Here is a 17,513-nt window from a genome sequence, read left to right on the forward strand (position 1 = left end):
CGCAGCGTCCGACAAAAGTTTGAGTAGGCCCGAATGCGCGGGTAGGGTATCTATTCATGGCTGTTGACCAGAACCTCTCCAATTTCTCGGACCTGACTTTCCGCACCGCACTGGTGGTCTACGTGGTGGCTCTGTTCATGTCGCTCTATTACTACGGGCGCATGCAAACTGTCATCGATGCCCGCCGTGCTGGCGAGGCGGACCAAGCCGCCGAGGATTTCGCCCGCAAGTTGGGGGGAATGCTCCAGGGACTTATTTGGTTAGGCATCATCATCCACTTTGCAGCCATCGTGCTGCGCGGGTTGGCCGTGCACCGCTTCCCACTGGGCAACCTCTACGAGTACGTTCTCACGGTCACTGCCGGCGCCATGGCTGCAGCTGCCATCGCTTTTCAGCGCAAGGAATGGCGCACCCTGTGGCCGTGGCTGCTCACGCCAATCCTCCTGCTGATGTTCTACGGCGGCACCAAACTTTACGCCGAGTCCGCCCCGGTGGTACCCGCCCTGCAGTCCTATTGGCTGCCGGTGCACGTCACCGTGGTTTCGCTGGGCGCGTCCATCGGCCTGCTCTCCGGCTTGCTGTCGATCCTGTACCTGATTCGCCGGGCTAACCCGCGGGGTGAGGAAAGTGGTATCGGCGGGCTGATAGCCAAGCCCCTGCCCACGGCGAAGAAACTAGACCAGCTGGCTTACCGCACGGCAATCATTACCCTGCCTACGCTGGGTCTGGGTATTGTCCTGGGCGCAATCTGGGCCGAAGCCGCCTGGGGCCGGCCGTGGGGTTGGGACCCGAAGGAGACTGTCTCATTTGCCACCTGGATCCTCTACGCCGCCTACTTGCACGCGCGTTACACCACGTCTTGGCGCAAGGCGGCCCCGTGGATCAATGTTTTGGCTATGGCTACCATGATTTTCAACCTCTTCTTTATTAACCAAGTGGTCTCCGGCCTGCACTCCTACGCCGGCCTGAACTAGCGGACTCTGCGGCGTCCACGGGTCGCCCGTCAGCTTTGGTGGGGGTTGTCGTCTTCTGTGTCCGCCCCTGAGCCGGGTTCTGAGCCGGGTTCTGGACCTGAATCCTGGCCGGACTCTTGATTCGGGTGCTGCTTGCGTTGGTTTTCTGCCTCGCGCTCGCGGGCGCGACGTTCCTTGAAGCGCTGCTTGTCTAACTCCCAGAGGAAGTTTTCATCATCATCGGGGCCCTTGATGGCCGGGGGCTGCTGGCGTTGGTCCACGTTGCGATTCCACGTGTGGGGGCCGAAGGCCTTATACACCAGGTAGATGGCAGCAATGATGAGGACAAGGAGGATGAGGCGACCCATGGCAGCTATTTTAGCGACAGTGTCACCGCCGCGTAGAATTGTTGCGATGACTACTCCGGCTCAGACTCCACAACCTCCCGCCCCAGATCCCGCTCTACGGGCGAAGGCCCGCCGGGCCATGATCAAGTATGGTGCGGCCCGGCTGGTTCTCTTCTTAGTTCTCACCGCAGTTATCCACGCCATTGTGTTGGTAGTTGGCGCGCCGGTGATGTTGCTGGCCTCCGCACTGATGGCGCTATTTGTGGCCCTGCCGCTGTCCATGCTGCTGTTTACCAACTGGCGGGTGGAGGCCACGGAGTCCCTGGCGCTGTATTCCCAGCAACGTAAGGCCCACAAGCAGTGGGTGCAGGCTGAGCTTGCGGGCCGCTAGCCGCAGCTCGATCCGCCAGCCCAAAGCCGGCAAAGCCAGCAAAGCCGACAAAGTCGGATGGTCGGGCGCAACCTAGCACCCATTCAAGCGGCCGTTAACGGCCGAAGAGGGCGGCAATAACCAACATGACAGGTAGCGCGGCAAAGGTCGTGATAAACACCGTATCGCGCGCCACGGTTTGCCCCTTTTGGAATGTCGCCGCGTAGTTGTAGACCTGCTGCGCGGTAGGAAGGGCCGCCAGGATGGTGGCCGCGTAGACATGATCCGGGCTCAACCCAAATAAACGCGCCAGGAGGAAAGCCACAGCCGGCATGCCCACTAGTTTGAGGGCAGAGGCGGTGGCGACTTGGGGGCGGACGGCGGCATCGGAAAGCACTGCGGAGGTCTTGAGGCTGGCGCCGAAGCTCATCAGAATCATCGGAATGGACGCCCCGCCCAGAAGCGCGATGGGCTTGGCCACCGGGTCGGGGATGTTCACGCCCAGGTACGCGACCACAAACCCCAGCATGGAGGCCACTACCATGGGGCTAAGCAAACCGGTTTTGACGGCGCCTAGCAGGGACTTGCCGCCCAGCGCGCCCAGGATTAGCGGAGTGAACAACACCATCTGGATGAAAATCATGGGAATGGCGTAGGTGGACTCGCCCAAGACATAAATGGATACGGGCAGCCCAATGTTGACGGAGTTAAAATAGCTGGACGCAGCCGCGCCCGAGGTGGCATTGGCCAGGCCCGTGCGCCAAAACAGCGCCAGGTAGATGGCAGCAATGACTGCCGTGGCCAGAATGATTATCAGCGTCACAGGGGTCAATATGGTCCCCGGGTCGGAGTTAGCCACGGAGTCGAACAGTAGCGCTGGGGTGGCGGCGTAGAAGGCCACCTTGTTAAACATCAGGCGCTCGCGGTCGGAGCCAATGACTCCGCGCACCGCCAGCAGCCAACCAATAAAAATGACGGCCAGCACAATGGCAAAGCCGGTCAGTACTCCTTGCATTCGGACCTGCCTCCCTAGATCCCAGTCACAGCCACGGCTACGCCTCCCAGTACGGCCCAGCACAACATGGCCCGGCCGGTGGCCCCCAGGACGGGAATGAGCGCGCGCCCTTGCGCCCCGCCGCCCACTGTGCGTGCGGCCGGAAGCGCCAGCGCTAGATACACCAGGGCAAAAACTGCCGGCCAGCTGCGTAGCGCCAGGACTAGGGTAAGCACGGCTGGCAGCAAAACGGCAATGCAAAACAGTACCCGTGCGCGGCCATCGCCTAGGCGCACCGCCAGGGTGATCTTGCCTGCGCCAGCATCGGTGGGCAGGTCGCGGATGTTATTGGCCAGGTTGACTGCGGCGCTCATCGCGCCAATGCCCACCGCCAGCGCCACACCCGTCCACGACACCGCCAGGGCTTGGGTGTATTGCGTTCCCAGCACGGCCACGAGCCCGAAGAAGATAAAGATGGCTACCTCGCCTAAGCCCCGGTAGCCGTAGGGCACTGGCCCGCCGGTGTAGAACCAGGCTGCAGCTATGCACAGGGCGCCCAGCAGGATGAACCACCACGCGCCGGATGCCAGCGATAGTGCCACCCCGGCCACGGCGGCGACGCCGAAGCTGGCAAAGGCCGCGTATTTGACGTGGGTGGGTTTGGCCAGGCCGCCGCCGGTGAGGCGTTGTGGGCCGGTGCGGTCATCATCGGTGCCGCGGATGCCGTCCGAGTAGTCGTTGGCGTAGTTCACGCCCACGATCAGCGCCCATGCCACCACGAGGGCGAGCAGGGCGCGCCCGGCGTGGAATCCCCCCAGGTTGGCTGCCGCGCCGGTGCCAGCGATAACGGGTGCGAAGGCGTTGGCCCAGGTGTGCGGGCGTGCGCCCTGGAGCCAGTCAGTGGCGGTGGCAGGATAGTGTGCATTCATGCGCTTTATTGTGCCACTGCCCGCTAGGCCTGCTGCAGTTGCCTAGTCTGCCGATTCCCCCTCTGCCGCACCCCTTTCCCACCGGCCGGGGTGGTGCCGCGGTTGCGCCAGCGGTAGAGGATGAGGAGGGTGAGGAATATGGTGGCATCGGCAAGCACTATGCCCGCGGCGCTGGCCACGCGTAGGTGGTAGGCCACCCAGAACCCCGCCAGGGCCCCGGCGGCGCCAAAGAAGGCGGCCCACACCCACATGTGCAGCACGTGGCGGGAGACCAGGCGGGCGGTCAGCGGGGGCAGGACCATGAGGGCGATGACCAGCATGGTGCCCGCGGTGTGGAAAGCGGTGGTGGTGGTCAGGGCAACCAGGGCCAAAAAGCCCCACTGCCAGACGCCATGGGCGTGGCCGTTGAAGGCGGCGGCGGACAGGCGCGGCAGCCATAGGCCCAGCACCACGGCGTTGAGCACGGCCACCCCGCCCATGATCCAGATGTAGTCCGGGTCAGACAGGGCCACCAGGTTCAGATCGCCCACCAGGACCACGTGGACATCGAGGGGGGAGTGCGTCAGCACGGTGGAAATGAGCACCACGCCTATGGCAAAGAGCGTGGGGAAGATGATGCCCAGTGCGGCATCTTTGGGCAGATGGCGCTGTAGGGCGTAGGTGGCCCACGCCACCAGGATGCTGGCGGTGGCGGCGGTGACTGTGAGCCAGGGGGAGTGTAGGTCGCCCGCGGCCAGGTAGCCCAGCACAATTCCGGGCAGGACGGCGTGGCCCATGCCGTCGATGAGCATGGCCTCCCCACGCAGCACCAGGAAGGTGCCGGGGAGGGCGCAGGCCACCGCGGTGCAAATGGCCAGCAGGCAGGCGCACGCGGCCAGGCTTAACGAGCTAAACATGGCAGAACCTTTCGCAGAAGCAACGCGGCCAGCACGCAGGCGGCCTGGACCAGGATGATGATGGGGCCGGTGGGAAGCGGCCCGCAGGCAATGGAGATATAGCAGCCCACAGCGGCACTGGCCCCGCCAAGCAGGGAGGAGGTGACAATGAATGGCACCAGGCGGCGGGTGAGTTGGCGCGCGGCCGCTGCGGGAGCGCAGCAAGCGGCAACCATAAGCACCACGCCCACGACGGTAATGCCCACCACGGTTACGGTCACCAGCGCGGCGTAGGCGATGGCGTTGACCACGCGCACGGGAACGCCGGTTGCTTGGGCGAATGCGGTATCCGAGACTGTCACCGCGTGGGCGTGGTGCACCAGGAGCAAACAGCCCACGGCGCCGCCGCCCACTACGGCGATGGTGATTACATCCGCCCGGGTGAGGGTGGAAGCATTGCCCAGCAGGTAGTCCGCGAGTCCAGCCTGGCCGGGGAGGGGATGCCGGGAGAGAAACTGCAGGCCCACCATGCCGAGGGCGAAGAAGCTGCTCAAGGTGGCGGCCAGGACGGCATCGGGATGCAAGGGGGCCAGGCGCGGTAGCAGGCGCACCAGCCACACCGCCAGCAAGCCGCTGGCCAGGGCGCCCAGCAGCAGGACCGGCGGAATGCGGCCATTGCTGGTGAACAAGGAGGCCACCAGGAAGGCGGCGACAATGCCCGGCAGGCTGGAGTGGGCGACTACGTCGGTGAGCAGGCTGGTGCGGCGCAGGAAGAGCAGTGGGCCCACTGCCCCGGCGCTCAAGCCCACCACCACCGTTCCGCATAACGCCTGTGCGTAGGTGTAGTCAGTGAAAAGGTCTAGTGGGTTCATGAGGCGTACCCATAGGCCTGCGCAATGGCCTCCTCGCTCAGGACTTGCTCGATGGGGCCGGCAGCACAGGTGCCGCCGGGGCTGATCAGTAGGGCGTGGTCGCAGAGTTTGCGCACCTCGCTGAGGGTGTGGTGCACTACCATGATGCCGCGTCCCTCCGCGCAGAGTTCGCGCAGGACGGTCTCGATGGCGGCTTGGCTGGCTGCATCAACACCGGCGAAGGGCTCGTCTAGCAGGAGCACGTCTGGCTCGAGTGCCAGGGTGCGCGCCAGCAGGACTCGTTGGCGTTGGCCGCCGCTGAGCTTGCCGATGTCCTGGTTGTGCAGCGTGTCCATCCCAGTGCGCTTCAGGGCCGCGAGGGCGATGTCCCGGTCCTGTTTGCCGGGCCAGCGCCACCAGGGCAGGCGCGGGATGCGCCCGTGCAGGGCAATATCGCCCACGGTGGCTGGAAAAGTCCAGTCCAGCTCCGCGTGTTGGGGCATATAGCCCAGCACGCCTTCGTGGCTGAAACTGCCGCCCAGGCTAGGGGCCACCCCGGCTAGGGCTTTGAGCAGCGTGGATTTTCCGGTGCCGTTGGGGCCCACCACGCCGGTGATGCTGCCTGCTTGCAGGGTGAAGTTCACGTCGCGCACGACCGGTAGCTGATAGCCAACGGTGAGATCTTCTGTGCGCAACAGCGTGGCGTTATCCATTCAGCGCCTGCGCGATCGCGTGCGCGTTGTACTCGAAGACTCCCAGGTAGGTGTCGGTGGGAGCGGTGGCGCCCAGGGTGTCTGCAAAGAGTTCAGCGTCGGAGATTTCCACATTCCAGCCGCGGGACTGCACGGCTTCCTTCAGTGCTTGGATGGCCTGCGGGTTGGCCTGGTTGTCCTGGAAGATGACGGGAACGCGCTTGGTGGCGATGGTGTCTGCCAGCTTGGAGATTTCCGTCGGCGAGAGGGCGGCGTCGGTGGTGACAAAGTCCGTCGCGTGAATCTCGAAGTCGAAGGTGCGGCCGAAGTAGTTGAAGGCGTCATGGCCGGAGATCAGCACGCGCGGATTGGCGTCCTTGAGCTCTGCGGCGGCCTTTTCCTTGGCGGCAGTGATTTTCTCCCCGTAGTCCTTGGCGGCGGCGGTGTAGTCCGCGGCATTATCCGGGTCGATCTCCGCCAGTTTTTGGCCAATCTCGGTGACCACATCGCGCCAGATGTCTGGGCTATTCCAAATATGGGGGTCGAAAGTGCCGTCGTCTTCCCAGGGCAGCAGGCGGGAGTGCTCGATTTTCTCGCCGACTGCCAGCTGGCTATCGCCTAGGGACTCCAGTTGGGTTTCCATCTGGTGCTCCAGGTGTAAACCGGTCCACAGCACCAGGTCAGCTTCGCGCAGCTGGTTGATGTCCTGGGTGGAGGGCTGGTAGGTGTGCGGGTCGCCACCGGGGCCGACGATGGTGGTGACGGTGGCATCTGGGGCGACGTTGCGGACGGCATCGGCAAGGTAGCCAGTGGTGGCCACGATGTTGAGGTTGGAGGAATCCCCAGAGGCCGCAGAGTCCGAGGAAGAGCAGGCGCTGAGCGTGGCACCGGCCAGGATGGCCAGGGCGCTGCAGGCGGCCACGGACAGCCGACGAGTTCGGTTAAGCATGACTAACTCCAAAAGGTAGAGAGAATACGGAAGTTCAATACATTGAACCCAAGTTAATCTACCCTTAGCTAGATAAGTTGGCAAGGGGGTATTTACACTTGCCCCCATGCACCTCAATGACTTGCCTGAACGCAGCCAGGAATACCTCAAGGCCTTGTGGGACCTGGTGGAACATCATGGTGAGACGGTGACGGTCAAGGACCTGGTGGCGCGCACGGGGCAGAAGCCGCCGACGGCATCGGAAGCCATCAAGCGCCTGGCGGCCCAAGGTTTGGTGGAGCATGAGCGCTACGCGGGGGTGTCGCTGACGGCTGCCGGCCGCGAGCTGGCGATGGAGATTGTGCGCCGGCATCGCCTGCTGGAGACCTTCTTGGTCACCAACCTGGGCTATAGCTGGGATGAGGTGCATGAGGACGCCGATATTTTGGAGCATGCCTGTTCTGATCGCTTTATCGATCGGCTCGACGCCCTGCTGGGCCACCCGGATCGCGATCCGCACGGCGATCCCATCCCGGATGCTCACGGTCGTATCGCGGACCTGGGCACAGATACGCTTGCCGATGCCCCCGTGGGCCAGCCCCTAACCCTGCTGCGGGTGTGCGACACGAACTCCGATCTGCTGCGCTACCTGGGCCAACACGGTGTGCAGCCTGGCGATGAGCTCACCATCCGCGCCGATGTCGCCGGCTTGCTGGAGATTGATGTGCGCGGCGATGTCATTTCCCTGGCCAAGGCGGCTGCTCACGACGTGACTGTCGCGCCGGCTTAGCCCCGCGCGGCTTGGGGCTGGGCCGGGCACCCGCGCGGCTTGGGCGCTGGGCCGGGGCATCCGCGCGGCTTAGGGCCTGCTCAGCAGCTCCTGGACCGCGCGGCGGTCTACCTTCCCGGGACCGGTAAGCGGCAGGGATTCGACGCGCCGCAGGTCCTTCGGGATCTGCCAGCGGGGCAGGTCATCGAGGGCTTCGAGGATGTCCGTGCGCGACGCCCAGCCGCTATAAGCGGCGACGATCATCTGGCCGAGACGGGGGTGCGGCACGCCTACTACGCACGCGGCCTCTACACCAGGGATGTGCAGAAGGAGCTGTTCTAGGGCCTCGGGGTGCAATTTGAGGCCGCCGGAGTTGATCATGTTATCGAGCCTGCCGGTCACCGTCAGTCGCGCGGGTGCTGGGTTGGCCGCATCCGGGTTGGCTGGGTTGGCTGGGTTGGCTGGGTTGGCTGTGGCCGGGGCGTCGGCACTGGGGGCGAGGTGTCCGGCATCGGCGGTGGCAAACCAGCCATCAACAAAGGCGGAGCTATCGGCATTGCGGTAGCCGTGGGCGATGGTGGGACCACCGAGGTGGATGCGCCCGGTGTCATCCACGCGGACCTTGACCCCGGGGAGCGGGTAGCCGTCGTAGACGCAGCCGCCCGCGGTCTCCGAGGAGCCATAGGTGGTCACGGGGTTTATGCGCAATTTGCGCGCGGACTCGAGCAGCTGCGGGTGGGTGGCGGCGCCGCCAACCAGGATGGCGTCAAACTCACGCAAGGCGTCAATGCCCTGCAGCGTGTCCATGGCCTTGGCCAGCTGCATGGGGGTCAAGGAGGTGTACATGCGGTCGCCGGTCTCTGCCAGCTCCGCAGCCCCGCGCGCGAACGCCGGGACGTCGAAGCCGCCACGCAAGTCCATGCACCAGGGGTCCACCCCGGCCACCAGCGAGCGCACTAGGACTTGGATTCCCGCGATGTGGTGGGCGGGCATGGCCAGCAGCCACTGCCCGGGGCCGCCCAGGGTGCGGTGGGTGGCATCCGCGCTGGCCACCAGGTTGGCCGGCGTAAGCTGAGCGCCTTTCGGGGTGCCGGTGCTGCCGGAGGTGGGCACGACCAGGGCGATGTCTGCGCTAATCTCCTCGCCCACGCGCATGTGACTGCGCAGCAGGGAGGATGTGGCGGCATCGGCAGCGGGAAGGGGGAGAAAACTGCCGTGCCCCGCTATCGCGGCCTCCAGGTCGTCCAGAATCTTGTCCGGGCGGGCGAGGTTTACGGGTAGCGGGGCAAGGAAGTGGCTCACGCGCAGTGATTTTACGCCTGCTGGCGGTTCTTGCGCAGGAAGTGGTCCACGGAGTGCATGCCGGGGCCAGCGGCAACGAGCATCAGGGCGGCGGTGGCGATGATGCCGACGAGCTCCCAGCCACCGTTGGAGGCGTAGATGCCGTTGGTGAAGTGGCCAGCGAAGATGCCCGCAAAGACCATGGTCACGGCCACCAGAGCGCCGACGATGCGGGTGCCCAGGCCGACGATGATGAGGATGCCGCCGATGATTTCAATACCGGCGGCGGCCGGGGCGGCGATGCTGGCTGCGGGCACGCCCATGTTGGCGAAGGATTCGGTGGTGCCGGCGATGCCCCACACGCTGACCTTCTGCCAGCCGTGGGCGATGAGCACAACGCCCAGGATGACGCGGGCGGCCAGCATGACAAACGAGTTGGTTAAGTTCATGCTCGCCAACTTTAGGGTTGAAGTAATCCGGCTGTCTACGTTCGGGCGGTTTTTGGGTCCAAGGCCTCAGTTTAAGGTTGAGGTGGCGGTAGTCACTTTTAGGGGGCTACCTAATAGTAGTAGGGGAACTGGTCCCAGTTCGGGTCGCGCTTTTCTAGGAAGGCCTCCTTGCCTTCTACGGCCTCATCGGTCATGTAGGCCAGGCGGGTGGCTTCCCCCGCAAAGACTTGCTGGCCCATCAGGCCGTCGTCAGTGAGGTTGAAGGCGAATTTGAGCATCCGCTGCGCGGTGGGGGACTTGGTGTTGATCTCGCGGCCCATGGCGATTGCGGCATCTTCTATATCCGCGTGGTCTGCAACTTCATTGACCGCGCCCATCTCATACATGTGCTGGGCGCTATAGGTCCGGCCTAAGAAAAAAATCTCCCGGGCATATTTTTGGCCCACCATCTTGGCCAGGTAGGCCGAGCCATAGCCGGCGTCGAAGGATCCGACATCGGCATCGGTTTGCTTGAAGCGGGCTTCCTGGCGCGAGGCAATGGTCATATCGCACACCACGTGCAGGGAGTGCCCGCCGCCGGCGGCCCAGCCGTTGACCACGGCGATGACCACCTTGGGCATCGTGCGGATGAGCCGCTGGACTTCGAGGATGTGCAGGCGCCCGCCTTCGACCTTTTCGCGGGCGGTATCGACGGTATCGGCAGTTTCGCCGTCCGCATAGCGGTACCCGGAGCGCCCGCGAATGCGCTGGTCCCCACCGGAACAAAATGCCCAGCCGCCGTCTTTGGCGCTGGGGCCGTTGCCGGTGAGCAGCACCGTGCCCACATCAGGGGTCCGGCGCGCGTGGTCCAACACCCGGTAGAGCTCATCTACTGTGTGGGGGCGGAAGGCATTGCGCACCTCCGGCCGGTCGAAGGCAATGCGCACAATGCCATCCGCGCGGGTCGTGCCCTTGAGGCGGTGGTAGGTAATGTCCGTTAAGTCCGCGAAACCGGGAACGGGGGCCCACAATTGCGGCTTGAAGGGGTTGTCGGTGCTGTAGCTGTGGGTCTGGGAAGACTCTGGCTGCTGTTGGTTCATGGGCCCTAGGCTAGCGCACGGCCAGAGCCCTGGCGGGGTGCCTAGCCGTTGTGCCCAGCTGCCGTGCCTAGCCGTTGTGCCTAGCCCCCGTGCCCAGCCACCGTGCCGGAGTGTCCAGCCACAGAGTTCGCGGACGCCAAACCTAGCCGATGAACAGGAAGGAAAAGACCACGTTGAGCACCGTTGCGGCCACCATGGGTACGATGGTGCGCTTGACCAGCTGGATGGGGTTGACCTTGATGGCGCCGGAGACGATGAGGACTGCGGCATTGACCGGGGAGACCTGCCGCATCAGGTTCGACGTGCCCCAGATGGCGGTGAGCATCTGCGGGGCGTGAATGGAGGTCTCGGCCGCCAGGCCGGGGACCACCTCGGAGAAAGCGAAGTAAGGTGCGGTACCGGAGCCAGTCAGTGCGGCCATCGCGGCGGTGGCGCCAACGAAGATGAGCACGATGATGGCAGCCGCCCCCGTCGAGCCCTCCGTGGCGTTAATCAGCATGTCGATGACGCCCATCTGGGTAATGCCTTCCACCAGCACAGCGGCGGCCACCAACAGGGCCACCACGCCTGCGGCGCCTTCACCCATGCCCTTGAAGAAGGTGGCGGTGTCATCCACAGCACCGGTCAGGCTGCGGCGGCGCAGGCCTTCAATAATCATCGCGATGAACAAGGAGACCACGGTTACCGGCAAAATGCCCGCCTCAAAGGGAATCACGTCCAGGCGGTTGAGCACGGCCGATAGCACAATCAACAGCAGCGGCAGCAGGGGCAGCACGGCGTAGAAGCCGGGCAGGCCAGCGGCGCGCTCCAGCGCCTGGCGGGTTTGCCGGTCGGATTCGCTTTCCGTTGCGCCCACTTGTCCCGCATGTTCTTCGGCAAAGTGCTTAGCGTCGGCCTTGTCGCAGCGGTGCTGCCACCACATGTGCACAAACGCTGTAATCAATAGGGCAGGCACGGTCGCGTGCGCCACGGATCCGTAGACAAACTCGGTCACGGACATTTCCGTGAGGTCTGCGCCTTGGATCAGCCCGGCTTCCAGCGGGGTGGGCACAATGGTCGAGGAGGTCACCACAATCGCGCCCACGGTCAGCGGGGTTAGCCCCGCGGCAATCAGTGCTGGCAGCAGCGTGGCTACCAGCAGTAGGGATAGTGCTGCGGCCGAAGGGATAACCAGCGACAGCAGGTTGCCTATCAAAAAGCCCACCGGCACCAGCCAGTATGAGCCGCGGAAGCGCTGCAGGGGAGCGGATAAGACCACCACGGTTTTGGCATCAGCACCAATGTGGCGCATGTAAGACACGAAGCCGAATAGCACCATGATGGCCATGCCAATTCCGCTAAAACGGGCCTTGAATAGGGCTTCGACTACCAGTAATTGGTCATAGAAGGCGTTACCGGTGGGGTCGATGTCCGTGGTGCGCATGTCTGCCCGGCCGGTCAGCGCGGCCGCCATGAGCAAGACCACACCCACGCCAAAGATTGCCGCCGCAGCGTGGACCTTTTTATAGATAAGCCACACCACGGCCACAATGGCCGCCAGGGCGATGAGGAGATATAACACAATGGTTCCTTCCAGAGTTTGCGCAGCTGGCCATCGGGCCAGGTACGCGGCGAGAACCGCCGGCGGAGTCCATCGTGTAGGGCGGGCTCCCCGGCGTCGAGCAGGGGCGAAGGGTAACCGCGGTTGTTATAACCTTTCTCCCTAAAGGTACCACCCACGCCGCGTAAGGTACACCCGCGCACCCCGCGCCCTGGCCCGGTACGCTGAGGCTTATGCCCATTACCCACCCTGCCGATCCCCACCCTGCCGATCCCCACCCTGCGGAACCTCACCCTGCCAAGCCTGAACTTGCCGATGTCCTCGACCGCGCCCACGTTGTCTCCCTTCCGCTGGCGGTGAAGTTTCGCGGAGTAACCACCCGGGAGGCTCTGCTTATTGAGGGCCCCGCCGGGTGGGGCGAGTTTGCCCCCTTTGTGGAGTACGGCCCGGCCGAAGCCGTGCAGTGGTTGCGTGCCGGGGTGGAGGCTGCGTGGGAGGGCTTTCCTGCGCCGCAGCGGGAGCACATTGAGGTCAATGGCACCATCCCGGCGGTGCCGGCGTCCCAGGTGCCGGAGGTGATGGCGCGCTACCCGGGTTGTCGCACCTTCAAGATCAAGGTGGCAGAACCTGGGCAGTGCCTGGCAGATGACATCGCCCGCGTCGAGGCCGTGCGCGCCGAAGTCGCAGCGGCGGGCCGGGCACCAGTGCTGCGTGTGGACGCCAACGGTGGTTGGAACGTGGACCAAGCCGTGGAGGCCGCCCGGGCATTGATGCCGCTGGACTATATCGAGCAGCCTTGCGCCACGGTTGAGGAGCTAGCCCAGGTACGCCAGCAGCTCATGCGCGCCGGGCTCTTTGTGCGCGTAGCTGCGGATGAGTCCATTCGCCGCGTGGAAGACCCCTACCGGGTGGCGCAGCTGCGGGCTGCGGACGTGGCGGTGCTCAAGCCCGCGCCCTTGGGCGGGGTGCGCCGACTCTTGTCACTGGCCCAAGACCTTCACGCACAGCACTTGGACATCACGGTGGCCTCAGCCTTGGACACCGCAGTGGGCATAGACATGGGCCTGCACGCGGTGGCGGCGCTTCCCGGGTATGTTGATGACGAGGACATTGTGGTCACCCCGCCCGCCGCCGGCCTGGCCACGGGATCATTATTCCTGGAGGATGTCTGCCCCCCACGTGACATCGTGGAGGGACATCTGCCGCTAACCCGTACCACCCCGGAGCCCGCCCGTTTAGAGTCCCTGGCCGCCCCCGGTGCCCGCAAGGACTGGTGGTTTACCCGCCTCCAGGAGTGTTGGCAGCTCCTCTAGGCCGTGGGTTTTAGACCGTGGTTTTGGAGCACGTTTGCCGGGAACCACTTACTGGGAGTAGCACCGGGTGCTATGGTGCGTAGCCATCGGCGCGGAGTTTCTGCCATAGTGGTGAGCATGTCTGAACATTCTCAGTCCCGCGGTGGGCGCCACTCCGCGGAGAACCGAGCCGAAAGCGGCGCTGACAACTGGGCCGAAACCCGTGCTGACAATCGCACCCCGCGCCACGCCGAGCGCGAGGAGCACACGCAGCAGATCCCCCGGGTAGAAGACGCTCCCCAGGCCCGGCCGCGCCAGGTATTCCCCGGTGAGGAGACCCGCTATGACGCTCCCGCCAATCAGGGCCAGTATCAGGGCTCTTATCAAGGTGCGAACGCCGTCCCAGCGGCCTACCCCGCACCCGCACCCGCAGCGCAGCCGGCCCCGCAGCCGCAAGCCAACTACCCGGAGCCGGCACCGGAGCAGCGGTCGCGCCGGGGCGGATCAGGAGGTTCGCTGGCCGGAATCTTTGGCGGGCTGCTGGCCTTGGCGCTGTGCGCTCTAGGTGCGCTGGCCTATATGTACACCCAGGCGGCATCGCAGGAACCACCCGCGCCGGAGACCATTACGGAGACCGCAACGGTCACCGAAACCACCACTCCGGAACCCGTGACGGAGACGCGCACCACGTCGGTGACCACCACGGAGACCACGACGGTCGACTCTGGCCAGGGCGGTTTCCGGGGGCGGGAGAGCCTGGAGAACTTCTTCAATGACCTCAATAACAACAATGGGGATGTCCGCCCGACAGAATGACGCCACCGCGTCCTCACAGTAGGCTGATTAGCTATGGCTGCACAGACTGAACCGACCTCAGCAGAGTCCAACCCGGCAGATTCCAACCCGGCAGAGTCCACCCCAGCAGAGTCCAACCCAGCAGATTCCACGCAGGCACTGGAGCTGGCCCAGGCCGTGGCCGCGCAGGTGGCCCGCCACTGCACGGACGTGGTCATCTGCCCCGGATCGCGCAACGCGCCGCTGAACTTGGCGTTGCTGGCGCGCGCAGACTTGCGGGTACACACCCGTTTGGATGAGCGCTCTGCGGCCTTCCTGGCATTGGGCATCGCACGGGTGCAGCGCCGCCACGTGGCGGTGGTAATGACCTCCGGCACCGCGGTGGCCAATGCCCTGCCCGCTGTGGTGGAGTCCCACCACAGCCATACCCCGCTGTTGGTGCTCTCAGCTGACCGCCCGGCCCGGCTAGTGGGAACTGGGGCCTCGCAGACCATCCAGCAGCAGGGAATTTTTGGCACGTTTGCAGATACGCTGCAGGTGGCGCAGGTGGGGGAGGTCGGCGGCATCGGCAAGCTACTGAGCCACCAGCGCACCGCCCACGTTAATGTGGCGCTGGATGCCCCGCTGGTGCCAGCCGACCTGCCGTCGGTGCCCACGGAGCGCACGCTGCGGCGCGCGCCGGGCCCGGCCTGGAGTGACCACGGGACGGTGGATGTGGACCTGAGCCGCAACACCCTGGTGGTGGCGGGCGATGAAGCCTGGGAAGTGCCGGGCTTGGAGGACGTGCCCACAATTGCTGAGCCCACCGCGCCCGCACCGTATCACCCCGTGCACCCGGCTGCGGCCAGTTTCTTCCGCCAGGACCAGGTCAGTGCAAACAATTACGTGGTCAATACCCGCGTGGAGCAGGTGATTGTGGTGGGCCATCCCACGCTGCACCGCGAGGTGTTGGCGCTGCTGGCGGACCCGGATGTGGACCTTATCTGCCTGTCGCGCACCCCGGAGTTTACAAATCCCCGCGGCCAGCACGCCCGCCTGGGCACCACCGTGCGCACTACGGGAGCGCCCAGCAAGGACTGGCTGAAGGTCTGCGCCGGTGCTGCCCAGATGGCGGGCGAGGCCGTTCGGGAGGTCTTGGAGGATCCGCGCTTCGGCTTTAGCGGTTTGCACGCCGCCGCGGCGGTGGCGGACACGCTGGCGGTCGAGGATGCCCTGGTGCTCGGCGCCTCTAACCCGGTGCGCGACGCCTCCCTGGTGGGCCTGCCCTTTGACGGGGTGTCCGTGTATTCCCCGCGCGGTGCCGCTGGCATTGATGGCACCGTTGCACAAGCCATCGGCGTGGCTTTGGCCACCCAGCATGAGCTTGCCGATGCCCCCCGTGCCCCCCGCACCGTAGCCCTCATGGGGGATGTCACCTTCATCCACGACGCGACGGCGCTGGCTATTGGCCCGCACAGCCCCCGGCCGGAGAACCTGACCTTGGTGGTGGCCAATGACAACGGCGGCGGGATTTTTGAAACTCTAGAGGTGGGCGCGCCCGGACTGCGGGAGCCTTTTGAGCGCGGTTTTGGCACCCCGCACGATGTGGACATAGAGCAGCTCGTTGGTGCGTTTGGGGTGGACTACCGCCGGGTAGAAAGCGCCCAGGAGTTGTTGGACGTGCTCGCGGAGCTCAAGGAATACTCGGTGGGCATGGTGGTTGTAGATGCCCGCACGACCCGGACTACCCGCCGCGAGCTGCACCAGCAGCTGCGGGAGCGCACCAGTGTCCGCTAGGGTGCCCTACCGGCGGCTACACCAGCTGATTTTGCTGCTCTACGCCGTGGCGGTGTTGGGTTCAGCGGCGATGGTGGTGGGTCCGGTGCTCAACGATCGCGCCATTGCCGCCAACCCAGGGCGCGCCCTAGCCACGGTAACCGACGTGGGGCTGCTGCGCACCACCGTGGACTTCCCCGATGATGAAGGGGTATACCATTCCCCGCCCACCGGGCTGCTCTATCCCACGGGCTTGGGCGAGGGCCAGCGGGTGTGGGTCAGTTATGACCGCACCAACCCGGACGTGGTCAAGGTCGAGGGCCGGGAGTGGACCTTGGCGGTAATTCCGGCGCTGTCAGTGTGGGCGGTGGCGTCCCTGGTCGCGGCAGGGGCATGGTGGTTGCTGCGGCGGCACAGGCAGGCTCATGCGCCTGCGCGGGAGGAGCCATGCGCGTCGCAATAGTTGCTGAGTCTTTCCTGCCCAACGTCAATGGCGTGAGCAATTCGGTGCTGCGGGTACTCGAGCACCTCCACGCCACGGGGCACCAGGCCATGGTGGTAGCTCCGGGGGCCCGCGCCGGCCAGGAGGAGATCGCAGACTACCTGGGCTTTCCCATCTATCGCGTGCCTACGGTGCGGGTGCCGCTGGTCAATTCGCTGCCCGTCGGGGTGCCCACCCGGGTGCTCGCTAGTTCGATAGCCGACTTCTGTCCAGACGTAGTGCACCTGGCCAGCCCTTTTGTGCTGGGCGCGGCCGGGGCGCAGGTGGCGCGGCGGCGCGGCATTCCGGCGGTGGCTGTCTACCAAACGGACGTGGCGGGTTTTGCCACCCAGTACCATCTACCGTGGCTTGCCGCACCGGCGTGGGGGTGGCTGCGCGCGGTGCATAACTCCTGCCGGTTGACGTTGGCGCCCTCCTCGGCGACTATTGCCGAATTACAACGGCACCGGATTGGCAACGTGGCCCACTGGGGCCGCGGCGTGGACGCCCAGCGTTTCCACCCACGCCACCGCAGCCATCAGCTGCGCGCGCGGTGGGACCCCTCGGGCACCAAGCGCATCGTGGGGTTTGTGGGCCGCCTGGCCGCGGAAAAGGGCCTGCACCGGCTTGCGGGACTGCTGGGGCGAGACGACCTGCAAGTGGTGATTATCGGCGAGGGGCCGCTTTTGGGCGAACTACAGTCGTTGCTACCAAATGCGCACTTTACCGGCGCCCTGGGCGGGCACGCCCTGGCCCAGGCTTATGCCAGCCTGGACGTCTTCGTCCACCCCGGGGAGTTTGAAACCTTCTGCCAAAGCATCCAGGAGGCTCAAGCCTGCGGTGTGCCAGCCATCGCTCCGCGCGCGGGTGGGCCCATAGACCTCATCACTCCCGGCTACAACGGCCAGCTGCTGGACGTAGAGAACTTCGCCCGCGACCTGCCCGCAGCCGTGTCTGGCGTGCTGGCCCCGCGCGTGCACTCTCACATGTGTGCCAATGCGCGGGCCAGCATCGCGGATAAGACCTGGCAGGCGGTGTGTGAGCAGCTGTTGGGCTATTACCGGCAGGTCCTTGTTTAGCGTGCCTGTGCTCCCACCAGGTGGTGGCAGAAAATCTTGTCGGTCCGTTGGCCT

General features: G+C 65.1%; 19 protein-coding genes. 8 read left to right on the forward strand and 11 right to left on the reverse strand.

All coding sequences use genetic code 11. From position 1 onward, the window contains the following. The first annotated feature begins 56 nt into the window (after positions 1-56). Positions 57-974 carry a c-type cytochrome biogenesis protein CcsB gene (gene ccsB / locus G7Y31_RS01535; protein ID WP_165008877.1) on the forward strand — a complete coding sequence of 306 codons (918 nt, stop codon included), beginning with the start codon at positions 57-59 and terminating at the stop codon, positions 972-974. 29 nt (positions 975-1,003) lie between these two features. On the opposite strand, the gene G7Y31_RS01540 is transcribed toward ccsB, so the two are convergent. Beyond that, complete coding sequence (locus tag G7Y31_RS01540) at positions 1,004-1,321, reverse strand: hypothetical protein (protein ID WP_244977418.1); 318 nt, start codon at positions 1,319-1,321, stop codon at positions 1,004-1,006. A gap of 46 nt (positions 1,322-1,367) precedes the next feature. Here G7Y31_RS01540 and G7Y31_RS01545 point away from each other — a divergent pair, with 46 nt between their 5' ends. Continuing rightward, positions 1,368-1,691 (forward strand): DUF4229 domain-containing protein, encoded by a 324-nt coding sequence (locus G7Y31_RS01545; RefSeq protein WP_165008875.1) that lies wholly within the window; start codon positions 1,368-1,370, stop codon positions 1,689-1,691. 94 nt (positions 1,692-1,785) lie between these two features. Here the strand turns inward: G7Y31_RS01545 and G7Y31_RS01550 are convergent, their stop codons facing one another. From G7Y31_RS01550 to G7Y31_RS01575, 6 genes are read right to left on the reverse strand one after another with little or no spacing between them, the layout of a single operon-like run. Beyond that, positions 1,786-2,685 (reverse strand): AEC family transporter, encoded by a 900-nt coding sequence (locus G7Y31_RS01550; protein WP_165008873.1) that lies wholly within the window; start codon positions 2,683-2,685, stop codon positions 1,786-1,788. A 14-nt stretch (positions 2,686-2,699) separates the two neighbouring features. After that, entirely contained in the window at positions 2,700-3,593 is an 894-nt protein-coding gene (locus G7Y31_RS01555) for a 1,4-dihydroxy-2-naphthoate polyprenyltransferase (RefSeq protein ID WP_165008871.1), read from the reverse strand. A 23-nt stretch (positions 3,594-3,616) separates the two neighbouring features. Further along, complete coding sequence (locus tag G7Y31_RS01560) at positions 3,617-4,489, reverse strand: metal ABC transporter permease (protein WP_165008868.1); 873 nt, start codon at positions 4,487-4,489, stop codon at positions 3,617-3,619. Then, entirely contained in the window at positions 4,474-5,340 is an 867-nt protein-coding gene (locus G7Y31_RS01565) for a metal ABC transporter permease (RefSeq protein ID WP_165008866.1), read from the reverse strand. The genes G7Y31_RS01560 and G7Y31_RS01565 overlap by 16 nt, the downstream gene beginning before the upstream one ends. Next, positions 5,337-6,032, reverse strand: a complete 696-nt coding sequence (locus tag G7Y31_RS01570) for a metal ABC transporter ATP-binding protein (RefSeq protein WP_244977419.1) — start codon at positions 6,030-6,032, stop codon at positions 5,337-5,339. Before G7Y31_RS01570 ends, G7Y31_RS01565 begins: the two co-directional genes overlap by 4 nt. After that, positions 6,025-6,960, reverse strand: a complete 936-nt coding sequence (locus G7Y31_RS01575) for a metal ABC transporter substrate-binding protein (RefSeq protein ID WP_165008864.1) — start codon at positions 6,958-6,960, stop codon at positions 6,025-6,027. Before G7Y31_RS01575 ends, G7Y31_RS01570 begins: the two co-directional genes overlap by 8 nt. A gap of 106 nt (positions 6,961-7,066) precedes the next feature. Here G7Y31_RS01575 and G7Y31_RS01580 point away from each other — a divergent pair, with 106 nt between their 5' ends. After that, positions 7,067-7,729: a metal-dependent transcriptional regulator gene (locus G7Y31_RS01580; RefSeq protein ID WP_165008862.1), complete on the forward strand. Its 663-nt coding sequence runs from the start codon at positions 7,067-7,069 to the stop codon at positions 7,727-7,729. A gap of 69 nt (positions 7,730-7,798) precedes the next feature. Here the strand turns inward: G7Y31_RS01580 and menE are convergent, their stop codons facing one another. The 4 genes from menE to dcuC form a co-directional block, all read right to left on the reverse strand. Beyond that, positions 7,799-9,010: an o-succinylbenzoate--CoA ligase gene (gene menE, locus G7Y31_RS01585; RefSeq protein ID WP_165008860.1), complete on the reverse strand. Its 1,212-nt coding sequence runs from the start codon at positions 9,008-9,010 to the stop codon at positions 7,799-7,801. Positions 9,011-9,021: 11 nt separating this feature from the next. Beyond that, positions 9,022-9,438 carry a DoxX family protein gene (locus tag G7Y31_RS01590; protein ID WP_165008858.1) on the reverse strand — a complete coding sequence of 139 codons (417 nt, stop codon included), beginning with the start codon at positions 9,436-9,438 and terminating at the stop codon, positions 9,022-9,024. A 110-nt stretch (positions 9,439-9,548) separates the two neighbouring features. Further along, positions 9,549-10,517, reverse strand: coding sequence for a 1,4-dihydroxy-2-naphthoyl-CoA synthase (locus G7Y31_RS01595; RefSeq protein ID WP_165008856.1), 969 nt, complete (start codon positions 10,515-10,517; stop codon positions 9,549-9,551). 142 nt (positions 10,518-10,659) lie between these two features. After that, entirely contained in the window at positions 10,660-12,078 is a 1,419-nt protein-coding gene (dcuC, locus tag G7Y31_RS01600) for a C4-dicarboxylate transporter DcuC (protein WP_165008854.1), read from the reverse strand. A gap of 212 nt (positions 12,079-12,290) precedes the next feature. On the opposite strand from dcuC, the gene G7Y31_RS01605 reads away from it, so the two are divergent. The 5 genes from G7Y31_RS01605 (at position 12,291) to G7Y31_RS01625 (ending at position 17,459) form a co-directional block, all read left to right on the forward strand. Beyond that, positions 12,291-13,370, forward strand: coding sequence for an o-succinylbenzoate synthase (locus G7Y31_RS01605; protein ID WP_165008852.1), 1,080 nt, complete (start codon positions 12,291-12,293; stop codon positions 13,368-13,370). 117 nt (positions 13,371-13,487) lie between these two features. Further along, on the forward strand, positions 13,488-14,165 hold the full coding sequence (locus G7Y31_RS01610; protein WP_165008850.1) for a hypothetical protein: 678 nt from the start codon (positions 13,488-13,490) through the stop codon (positions 14,163-14,165). Positions 14,166-14,198: 33 nt separating this feature from the next. Further along, positions 14,199-15,920, forward strand: coding sequence for a 2-succinyl-5-enolpyruvyl-6-hydroxy-3-cyclohexene-1-carboxylic-acid synthase (menD, locus tag G7Y31_RS01615; RefSeq protein WP_165008848.1), 1,722 nt, complete (start codon positions 14,199-14,201; stop codon positions 15,918-15,920). Beyond that, positions 15,910-16,362 (forward strand): DUF3592 domain-containing protein, encoded by a 453-nt coding sequence (locus G7Y31_RS01620; RefSeq protein ID WP_413227955.1) that lies wholly within the window; start codon positions 15,910-15,912, stop codon positions 16,360-16,362. The genes menD and G7Y31_RS01620 overlap by 11 nt, the downstream gene beginning before the upstream one ends. Beyond that, positions 16,347-17,459 (forward strand): glycosyltransferase family 4 protein, encoded by a 1,113-nt coding sequence (locus G7Y31_RS01625; RefSeq protein WP_165008845.1) that lies wholly within the window; start codon positions 16,347-16,349, stop codon positions 17,457-17,459. The genes G7Y31_RS01620 and G7Y31_RS01625 overlap by 16 nt, the downstream gene beginning before the upstream one ends. The last annotated feature ends 54 nt before the right edge of the window (positions 17,460-17,513 follow it).

The sequence above is a fragment of the Corynebacterium lizhenjunii genome, assembly GCF_011038655.2.
GTDB classification, from domain to species: domain Bacteria; phylum Actinomycetota; class Actinomycetes; order Mycobacteriales; family Mycobacteriaceae; genus Corynebacterium; species Corynebacterium lizhenjunii.